Source organism: Paraburkholderia sp. (assembly GCF_035501035.1).
Lineage (GTDB): Bacteria > Pseudomonadota > Gammaproteobacteria > Burkholderiales > Burkholderiaceae > Paraburkholderia.
This window is the reverse complement of the sequence record NZ_DATJWR010000080.1, coordinates 1-8,936: the sequence shown is the minus strand read 5'-3', so window position 1 is coordinate 8,936 and position 8,936 is coordinate 1. Positions and strand designations below refer to the sequence as shown.

Genomic DNA, 8,936 nt, shown 5'->3' with positions numbered 1-8,936 from the left:
GGTAGCCATTCGTAGCATCACTCTGCGGCGAGCCACTCCAGCACGGGAATCGTCGCGGGCAGCAGCGGCTCGACGCTCGCCGGCAGCGATTGCCAGACGAACGCCTGGCCCTCGCGACCATGCGGCTCACCGGTCCAGTCGGTCACCTTGCAGAAGTAGAGGCGCACATAGGCGTGCGGGTAATCGTGTTCGAGCGTGTGCCAGAGGTGACACGCCTTCACGTCGATGCCCAGTTCCTCGTGCAATTCGCGCGCGAGCGCAGCCTCGACCGACTCGCCCTTCTCCAGCTTGCCGCCCGGAAACTCCCAGTAACCCGCATAGGGCTTGCCCTCGGGGCGCTGCGCGAGCAGATAGCGGCCGTCGGGCTGCACGAGCACGCCAACCGCGACTTCCGTCACGGGGCGCGCGGGCGCGCTCGCGGTCCTCGGAGCGTCGCCGCTCATGCCTCTTGCGCCTTCTTGCCCGACCAGTCGCGTGCGAACTGCCACGCTACGCGGCCCGAGCGCGAGCCGCGCTCCAGCGCCCAGACGAGCGCGTCGCCGCGTGCGGCCTCGACTTCGGCGTCATCGCAGCCGAAATGGCGCAGCCAGTGGCCGACGATCGTCAGATAGTCGTCCTGCTTGAACGGATAGAAGCTCACCCAAAGGCCGAAGCGCTCGGAGAGCGAAATCTTCTCCTCCACGACTTCACCCGGATGGATCTCGCCGTCGGGCATGTGCTTGTACGTCTCGTTGTCGCTCATGTACTCGGGCAGCAGATGGCGTCGGTTCGAGGTCGCATAGATCAGCACGTTGTCCGACTGCGCGGCCACCGAGCCGTCCAGCGCCACCTTCAGCGCCTTGTAGCCCGACTCGCCTTCCTCGAACGAGAGATCGTCGCAGAACACGATGAAGCGTTCGGGGCGCGTCGAGATCAGGTCGACGATGTCGCCGAGGTCGTGCAGATCGTCCTTGTCGACTTCGATCAGGCGCAGGCCGTCCTTCGCATACGCGTTCAGGCAGGCCTTGATCAGCGACGACTTGCCGGTGCCGCGCGCGCCGGTGAGCAGCACGTTGTTCGCGGGCTTCTTCTGCACGAATTGGCGCGTGTTGCGGTCGATGAGATCTTTCTGGCGATCGATGTTCTGCAGGTCGTCCAGCGTGATCAGCGAAATCGCCGGCACCGGTTGCAGATAGCCACGCCCCTGGCGCTTGCGCCAGCGAAACGCGATGGCCGCGTTCCAGTCGACCTCGGGCGCCGACGGCGGCAGCACCGCTTCGAGGCGGCCCAGCAATGCTTCGGCGCGATTCAGAAACTGTTCGAGCTTGTCCATGTGATCAAGACGTTTTCAATCGGTAACGGCGTTCAGGAACGATAGTCGGCGTTGATGCTCACGTAGTCGTGCGACAGGTCGCAGGTCCAGATGGTGGCCTGCGCGTCGCCGCGGCCGAGCAGCACGCGAATCAGGATCTCGCTCTTCTTCATGACGCGCTGGCCATCTTCTTCGCGGTACGCCGGGTTACGGCCACCCGCCTTCGCTACGAGCACGTCGTCGAGATAAAGGTCGATCTTGTCGACGTCGAGATCCGTCACGCCCGCATAGCCGATCGCGGCCAGGATGCGACCGAGGTTGGGGTCCGACGCGTAGAACGCCGTTTTGACGAGCGGCGAATGGCCAATCGCATAGGCGATCTGACGGCACTCGGCCACGTCCTTGCCGCCTTCCACCTGAACGGTCATGAATTTGGTCGCGCCTTCGCCGTCGCGCACGATCAGCTGCGAGAGATCCTGGGCGACGGCCGTTACTGCGTCGCGAAGCGCGGCATACGCGCTCGTTTGCGTGGAGGTGATCGCAGGCAGGCTCGACTTGCCCGAGGCGATCAGCATGAACGAGTCGTTGGTCGAGGTGTCGCCGTCGATGGTGATGCAGTTGAACGAGCGGTCGGCCACGTATTTCACGAGTTCGTCGAGCACCGGTTGCGCGACGTTCGCGTCGAAGGCGAGGAAGCCGAGCATGGTGGCCATGTTCGGCTTGATCATGCCCGCACCCTTGCTGATGCCGGTGAACGTGATCGTGTGTCCTTCGATCGTGACCTGGCGCGACACGGCCTTCGGCAACGTGTCGGTCGTCATGATGGCCTGCGCGGCGTCGTACCAGTTCGCGGCCTTGCGGTTTTCGAGCGCGGCGGGCAAGCCGGCCTTCAGGCGGTCGATGGGCAGCGGCTCGAGAATCACGCCGGTCGAAAACGGCAGCACCTGGGAAGGCTCGATGCCCGCGAGACGCGCCAGCTCATCGCAGGTTTCGCGGGCGTGCGCGAGGCCCGGCTCGCCGGTGCCGGCGTTGGCATTGCCGGTGTTCACCACCAGCGCGCGAATGCCCTTGCCGCCTGCGCGCACTTTCGCGAGATGCTCGCGGCATACCGTGACCGGCGCAGCGCAGAAGCGGTTCAGCGTGAATACGCCGGCGACGCTCGCGCCTTCGTCGACGGAAATGACCAGCACATCCTTGCGATTGGGCTTGCGGATGTTGGCTTCCGCCCAGCCGAGCGTCACGCCGGCGACGGGATAAAGTTGAGCGGGATCGATCGAGGGGAAATTGACAGCCATCGTGGCGACCTGTCGAAAAGGCAATGCCGGCCAAGGCGCTCAGGGCCTGGCCGGCATCGGGATTCAAAACGTAAGACCCGCCACGAAGTGCGGGCCACCGGATTCAACGCTCAAGTTTGCACGGCGCCTGCGACAGGCCTGCGACAGGCAAATGGCAGCGAGACCATGTGCCGCCGCGACGCCGCATCACGAGATCTTGCCGTGGCACTGCTTGTACTTCTTGCCGCTGCCGCACGGGCACGGATCGTTGCGGCCCACCTTCGGCAGGTCGTGACCCACCGGCGCCGTGTGGCTCATGGCCGCGCCCACCATGGCCGCGGCGGCATCGGCCGCCACGGGTGCGGCAACTGCAGGACCCGGCGCCGCTTCGGCCTCGGCGAACTCCGCGTGACGGAACTCGACGTTCTCGAGATGATGGCCTTGCTCTTCGATCTGCTCGGCTGCCTGCTCGAGCTGCTCCGGCGACTGGATCTGCACGTTCATCACGATACGCGTGACCTCGAGCTTCACGGCTTCGAGCATCGCGGCGAACAGCTCGAACGCTTCGCGCTTGTATTCCTGCTTCGGGTTCTTCTGCGCATAGCCGCGCAGATGGATGCCCTGACGCAGATGGTCGAGCGCCGCGAGGTGCTCGCGCCAGCTGCGGTCGAGCGTCTGCAGCATGACCGAGCGCTCGAACGCGCTGAACGATTCGCGGCCCACGAGCGCCACCTTCTGCTCGTAGGCTTCGTCGCCGGCGGCGATCACGGCTTCGAGAATCTCGTCGGTGTTGATCGACGACGACTCGTTGATCATCTCCTGAATCGCAAGGTCGAGCTGCCATTCGTTGCGCAGCACTTCTTCGAGTTCGGGCACATCCCACTGCTCTTCGATGCTGCTCGCCGGCACGAACTGACGCACGATGTCCGTGATGACGCCGTGACGCATCGCGCCGATCGTTTCGGTGATGTCATGCGCTTCGAGCAGTTCGTTGCGCTGCTGGTAGATCACCTTGCGCTGATCGTTCGAGACGTCGTCGTATTCGAGCAGTTGCTTGCGGATGTCGAAGTTGCGCGCTTCGACCTTGCGCTGCGCCGACTCGATCGAGCGCGTGACGATGCCCGCCTCGATCGCCTCGCCTTCCGGCATCTTCAGGCGGTCCATGATCGCGCGCACGCGGTCGCCCGCGAAGATGCGCAAGAGCGGGTCTTCAAGCGACAGATAGAAGCGCGACGAGCCCGGGTCGCCCTGACGGCCCGCACGGCCGCGCAGCTGGTTGTCGATCCGGCGCGACTCGTGGCGCTCGGTGCCGATGATGTGCAGGCCGCCCGCGGCCTTCACCTGATCGTGCAGCGTCTGCCATTCGTCGTTGAGCTTCTGAATGCGGCGTGCCTTTTCGTCGGCGGGGATCGCGTCGTCGGCTTCGATGAACGAGGCCTGCTTCTCGACGTTGCCGCCCAGCACGATGTCGGTACCGCGACCCGCCATGTTGGTGGCGATGGTGATGCGCTGCGGACGCCCCGCTTCGGCGACGATCGCCGCTTCCCGCGCGTGCTGCTTCGCGTTGAGCACCTCGTGCGGCAACGCCGCCTTGGTCAGCAAGTGCGAGAGCAGCTCGGAGTTCTCGATCGAGGTCGTGCCGACCAGCACCGGCTGGCCCCGCTCGTAGCATTCGCGAATGTCGCGAATCACTGCGTCGTAGCGCTCCTTCGCCGTCTTGTAAATCTGGTCCTGCTTGTCGATCCGCTTGGGCGTGCGGTTGGTCGGGATCACGACCGTTTCGAGGCCGTAGATCTCGTTGAATTCGTACGCTTCGGTGTCCGCCGTACCCGTCATGCCCGAAAGCTTCGCGTACATGCGGAAGTAGTTCTGGAACGTGATCGAGGCGAGCGTCTGGTTCTCGCTCTGGATCTTCACGTGCTCCTTCGCTTCCACGGCCTGATGCAGGCCGTCAGACCAGCGGCGGCCGGCCATCAGGCGGCCGGTGAATTCGTCGACGATGATGACTTCGCCGTTCTGCACCACGTAATGCTGGTCCTTGTGGAACAGTGTGTGGGCGCGCAGCGCGGCGTACACGTGGTGCATCAGCGTGATGTTCTGCGGCGCGTAGAGGCTCTCGCCCTCGCCGATCAGGCCCCACTCGGCGAGCATGCGCTCGGCCTTTTCGTGGCCCGATTCTGTGAGGAACACCTGACGCGCCTTTTCGTCGAGCGTGTAGTCGCCCGGCTTTTCCACGCCCGTGCCGTCGGCCTTCTCTTCGCCGATCTGCTGCTCGAGCAGCGGCGGCAGTGCGTTCATACGCACGTAGAGCTCGGTATGGTCTTCGGCCTGGCCCGAGATGATGAGCGGCGTACGCGCTTCGTCGATCAGGATCGAGTCCACCTCGTCGACCACGGCGAAGTTCAGCGCGCGCTGCACGCGCGCCTCGGTCTCGTAGACCATGTTGTCGCGCAGGTAGTCGAAGCCGAACTCGTTGTTCGTGCCGTAGGTGATGTCCGCCGCGTAAGCCTGCTGCTTCATCGCGTGGTCCATCTGCGACAGGTTGATGCCGACGCTCAGACCGAGGAAGTTGTACAGGCGGCCCATCCACTCGGCGTCACGCTGCGCGAGATAGTCGTTCACGGTCACGACGTGCACGCCGCGGCCGGACAACGCGTTCAGGTACGCGGCGAGCGTGGCGACGAGCGTCTTGCCCTCGCCCGTACGCATTTCGGCGATCTTGCCGTAATGCAGCACCATGCCGCCGATCAGCTGCACGTCGAAGTGGCGCATCTTCAGCACGCGCTTGCTCGCCTCGCGGCAAACCGCGAACGCTTCGGGCAGTAGCTCGTCGAGCGAGGTGCCGTTGGCCACCCGCTCGCGGAACTCGACCGTTTTCGCGCGCAGTTGCTCGTCGGTGTACTGCTCGATCTTCGGTTCGAGCGCGTTGATCGCCGCTACCGTCTTCTGATATTGCTTGATCAGGCGCTGATTGCGGCTGCCAAAGATTTTCTGTAAGAAACCGGTGGTCATCGGATCGGTGTCTGCGTCGCGGCTTCGGCCGGGATTCCTGCGCGGGTGGGTTTAGCTGATCGTGCAGCGCCTGCCGCAATGCCTGCTGCAGTTTCTACACTCCGCACCCGGATCGGAAGGACCTCGGCGGCTTAAGCCCAAATGGTGGATTCGAATCGCGCATTTTAGCACGCGCCCTCACGGCCGCCTGTGTCAGCGCAAAGACGGCCCTGGCGCGCTCAATGCCCGTACGCACGGCCTTCCCGTCGTGTGGCGAAGGGCCGCGAGACGGTCCTGGTCATCAGGCCAGGTCTGGCTGGAAGGCGCGTTCAAGCAGGATGGGACGCGGTGCGCAGGCTACAATGGCGGCATCACGGTACGACTTCGAAGTATCGCGCCACGCGCGCCTGCGCGCTCGCCCATCTTTCTGCCACATGAGCCGTTTCTCGCCTTTTTCAAGGTCCACGGGGCCACGCGCCCCGCAGCCGCTCGCCGAAGTGCTGAGGCGCACGGACGCGTTCGCGCCGCTGCGCGCCGGCGTCGAGCAGATTGCGGCGATCCAGCGCGACCTCGACGCATTGCTGCCCGACTATCTCGCAGCCAGCGTGGAACCGGGCTTCATCAAGGACGGCAAGCTGGCCCTCTTTGCCGGGCATAACGCGCTCGCGGCGCGGCTGCGCCATCTCGAACCGCGTCTCGTGGCCGACCTCCAGGCGCGCGGGTGGCCCCTCGACGGCGTGCGCATTCGCGTACGCCCGCAGGCGGTGAAGGAGCCCACGCCGCCCAAAGAAGCTCGCATGACGCCGGCAGGCGCCGCCGCGCTCATGGCGCTCAGCGAGTCGATGGCGCCCTCGCCCTTGCAGGCCGCGCTCGCGAAAATGGCGGCGCGCCACATCAAGAAGCGCTGAACCGCGGCACAAATCGCACAAAATGAAAAAGGGCGGCATGAAGCCGCCCTTTCCTCTCTCGGCAAAAGCCGAAACACTCAGGCAAACGCCGTCTGCGCCTCATAGCCGAAGCCGCGCGGAGCCTTTTGCATATCGTCGAACGTGACGATCTCGTAGGCGTCCTCGTTTGCGAGCAGCTCGCGCAGCAGCGCGTTGTTCAGGCCGTGGCCCGACTTGTAGGCATCGTACGCGGCCAGCAGCGGATGGCCAATCACGTAGAGGTCGCCAATCGCGTCGAGCATCTTGTGCTTCACGAACTCGTCGTCGTAGCGCAGGCCGTCGTTGTTCAGGATGCGGTATTCGTCCAGCACGATCGCATTGTCCATGCTGCCGCCGCGCGCGAGGCCCAGCTCGCGCATCATCTCGACTTCATGTGCGAAGCCAAAGGTGCGCGCGCGTGCGATTTCACGCACGTACGACGTGTTGGCGAAGTCCACTTCGAGCGCCTGGCCCGTTTTGTCGACGGCCGGGTGACGGAAATCGATCGTGAACTTCAGTTTGAAGCCGAAATACGGCTCCAGGCGCGCGAACTTGTCGCCGTCGCGAATCTCGACCGGCTTCTTGACCTTGATGAACTTCTTCGGTGCGTTCTGCTCTTCGATGCCCGCCGACTGGATCAGGAACACGAACGAAGCCGCGCTGCCGTCCATGATGGGAATTTCCTCGGCGGTCACGTCGACGTAGAGGTTGTCGATGCCAAGGCCCGCGCAGGCGGACATCAGATGCTCGACCGTCGAGACGCGTGCACCGTCCTTCTGCAGCACCGAGGCAAGACGGGTGTCGCCGATCGCCATCACCGATGCAGGAATGTCCACCGGCGTCGGCAAATCCACGCGCGAAAACACGATGCCCGTGTTCGGCGCCGCCGGACGGAGCGTCAGGTCGACCTTGCGGCCCGAATGCAGGCCGATGCCGACTGTCTTCACGATCGATTTGATGGTTCGCTGCTTCAACATGGTTCTCTGCTCATTGAAAATCCCAATCGGGACTTTTTAATTCATAGCGCGAATTATACTCCAGTTGCGGCAAGTCCGTCGTCCTCACGGGCGCGACAAACTGTTTCCCTCTGTTACCCGGCAGGGAGGGAGGGCGGGCCGATTTCCGGAACGGAGGCGTTCCCGGGGTCATCGGCCCGCTGGGCTCACGTAATCACCTGTCACATTTGCGCCGCGCTATGGCGTTGCATCGAGGCAACGCAACGCTCGCGAATGCGCTCATGCGCGGGTCAACGTGGCAAGTATGCTCGCGGCATCGCTTACTTCGAACTTGCCGGGCGCTTCGACGTGCAGCGTCTTGACCACGCCGTCATCGACCACCATCGCGTAGCGCTGGGAGCGGATTCCCATGCCACGCGCCGACAAGTCCTGCTCTAGTCCGAGTGCACGAGTCAACGCCGCGCTGCCGTCGGCCATCATGCGTACCTTGCCCGAGGTACGCTGATCGCGTCCCCACGCGCCCATCACGAACGCGTCGTTGACGGACACGCACCAGACTTCGTCGACACCGGCCGCGCGCAGCGCGTCGTAGTGCTCGACGTAACCCGGAACGTGCTTCGCTGAGCACGTGGGCGTGAACGCGCCCGGCAATCCGAAGATCACCACGCGCTTGCCCGCCGCTTCCTTGCGCACGCTGAAGCTGTTGGGCCCCAGCGTGCAACCCTCGCGCGCGTCTTCGACGAACTCGAAGAGGGTCGCTTCGGGCAGCGTTTCACCCTGTTTGATCATGACTCGTCCTTTGCAACGATGCACAAGCTTGTAGCGCTGGCGTAGCGGATCACCGCCTCTCGCAATGTTGGGCAACGATGTACTTCAAGGTTCTGCAGGTCCACCGGGCGACACCGCGCCCGTCCCCCACGCACTTTGCGTGGCGGGCAACCGTCCCTGCCGCGCATCCTCGCGGATGCGGCCTTGCTGGCCTTGCTCGCCTTCATTGCGACGCCCGCACTGCGTCCGTCTGCGGGCGAGCGCATATCATGCGCCCTGCCGCAGCCAGACCTCTAGCTTAGTCCGCCTGCTTGCGCAGGAACGCCGGGATGTCGTACGTGTCGACGCCCTTTTCCTGCAGCGCCTGCACGTGCGAAGCCGCGGTGTCGCGCGACGTGCGCCAGACAGCCGGCGTATCGAGCGCGCCGTAGTCGGCGGTGTTGCCGTGCGCGTGCTGCGGCGCGTACGAGCCCTGGGCCGCCGGGATCGGATGGTTGTCCGTGCCCGTGCGCAGGAGCTGCATCGGCGCGGCCTGCTGCTTCTTCGCCGCGCGGCCAAGGCCCGTCGCCACCACCGTCACGCGCAGTGCGTCGCCCATCGCGTCGTCGTACACCGCGCCGAAGATCACCGTGGCGTCTTCCGCAGCATAGCTCTTGATGGTGTTCATCACTTCGCGCGTTTCCGACAGACGCAGCGAACGGCTCGACGTGATGTTGACGAGCACGCCACG

Annotated in this window: 7 protein-coding genes and 1 pseudogene; 1 reads left to right on the top strand and 7 read right to left on the bottom strand. The window is 64.6% G+C overall.

Annotated elements, in window-relative coordinates; all coding sequences use genetic code 11:
* Positions 1-17 precede the first annotated feature (17 nt).
* The 4 genes from VMJ11_RS05685 to secA all read right to left on the bottom strand — a co-directional run bounded on the left by VMJ11_RS05685 (position 18) and on the right by secA (position 5,577).
* Positions 18-443, bottom strand: a complete 426-nt coding sequence (locus VMJ11_RS05685; RefSeq protein WP_325617810.1) for an NUDIX domain-containing protein — start codon at positions 441-443, stop codon at positions 18-20.
* Positions 440-1,312 (bottom strand): ATP-binding protein, encoded by an 873-nt coding sequence (locus VMJ11_RS05680; RefSeq protein WP_325617808.1) that lies wholly within the window; start codon positions 1,310-1,312, stop codon positions 440-442. The genes VMJ11_RS05685 and VMJ11_RS05680 overlap by 4 nt, the downstream gene beginning before the upstream one ends.
* A 32-nt stretch (positions 1,313-1,344) precedes the next feature.
* Positions 1,345-2,586 carry a bifunctional glutamate N-acetyltransferase/amino-acid acetyltransferase ArgJ gene (argJ, locus tag VMJ11_RS05675; RefSeq protein WP_325617806.1) on the bottom strand — a complete coding sequence of 414 codons (1,242 nt, stop codon included), beginning with the start codon at positions 2,584-2,586 and terminating at the stop codon, positions 1,345-1,347.
* Between the two features lie 186 nt (positions 2,587-2,772).
* Positions 2,773-5,577 carry a preprotein translocase subunit SecA gene (gene secA / locus VMJ11_RS05670; RefSeq protein ID WP_325617804.1) on the bottom strand — a complete coding sequence of 935 codons (2,805 nt, stop codon included), beginning with the start codon at positions 5,575-5,577 and terminating at the stop codon, positions 2,773-2,775.
* Positions 5,578-5,990: 413 nt separating this feature from the next.
* Here secA and VMJ11_RS05665 point away from each other — a divergent pair, with 413 nt between their 5' ends.
* Positions 5,991-6,464, top strand: coding sequence for a DciA family protein (locus VMJ11_RS05665; RefSeq protein WP_325617802.1), 474 nt, complete (start codon positions 5,991-5,993; stop codon positions 6,462-6,464).
* Positions 6,465-6,541: 77 nt separating this feature from the next.
* Here the strand turns inward: VMJ11_RS05665 and lpxC are convergent, their stop codons facing one another.
* The 3 genes and pseudogenes from lpxC to VMJ11_RS05650 form a co-directional block, all read right to left on the bottom strand.
* The gene (gene lpxC / locus VMJ11_RS05660) at positions 6,542-7,459 is read right to left on the bottom strand and encodes a UDP-3-O-acyl-N-acetylglucosamine deacetylase (RefSeq protein WP_325617800.1); all 918 of its coding nucleotides are present in this window, start codon (positions 7,457-7,459) and stop codon (positions 6,542-6,544) included.
* A 258-nt stretch (positions 7,460-7,717) separates the two neighbouring features.
* Positions 7,718-8,227, bottom strand: coding sequence for a peroxiredoxin (locus tag VMJ11_RS05655; RefSeq protein WP_325617798.1), 510 nt, complete (start codon positions 8,225-8,227; stop codon positions 7,718-7,720).
* 277 nt (positions 8,228-8,504) lie between these two features.
* Positions 8,505-8,936 (bottom strand): annotated as a pseudogene (locus tag VMJ11_RS05650) (cell division protein FtsZ); the annotation flags it as partial.

What these genes read in the sequence shown, in the direction of transcription:
- VMJ11_RS05685 (WP_325617810.1), bottom strand. Translation starts at nt 443, where the DNA reads ATGAGCGGCGACGCTCCGAGGACCGCGAGCGCGCCCGCGCGCCCCGTG.
- VMJ11_RS05680 (WP_325617808.1), bottom strand. Translation starts at nt 1,312, where the DNA reads ATGGACAAGCTCGAACAGTTTCTGAATCGCGCCGAAGCATTGCTGGGC.
- argJ (WP_325617806.1), bottom strand. Translation starts at nt 2,586, where the DNA reads ATGGCTGTCAATTTCCCCTCGATCGATCCCGCTCAACTTTATCCCGTC.
- secA (WP_325617804.1), bottom strand. Translation starts at nt 5,577, where the DNA reads ATGACCACCGGTTTCTTACAGAAAATCTTTGGCAGCCGCAATCAGCGC.
- VMJ11_RS05665 (WP_325617802.1), top strand. Translation starts at nt 5,991, where the DNA reads ATGAGCCGTTTCTCGCCTTTTTCAAGGTCCACGGGGCCACGCGCCCCG.
- lpxC (WP_325617800.1), bottom strand. Translation starts at nt 7,459, where the DNA reads ATGTTGAAGCAGCGAACCATCAAATCGATCGTGAAGACAGTCGGCATC.
- VMJ11_RS05655 (WP_325617798.1), bottom strand. Translation starts at nt 8,227, where the DNA reads ATGATCAAACAGGGTGAAACGCTGCCCGAAGCGACCCTCTTCGAGTTC.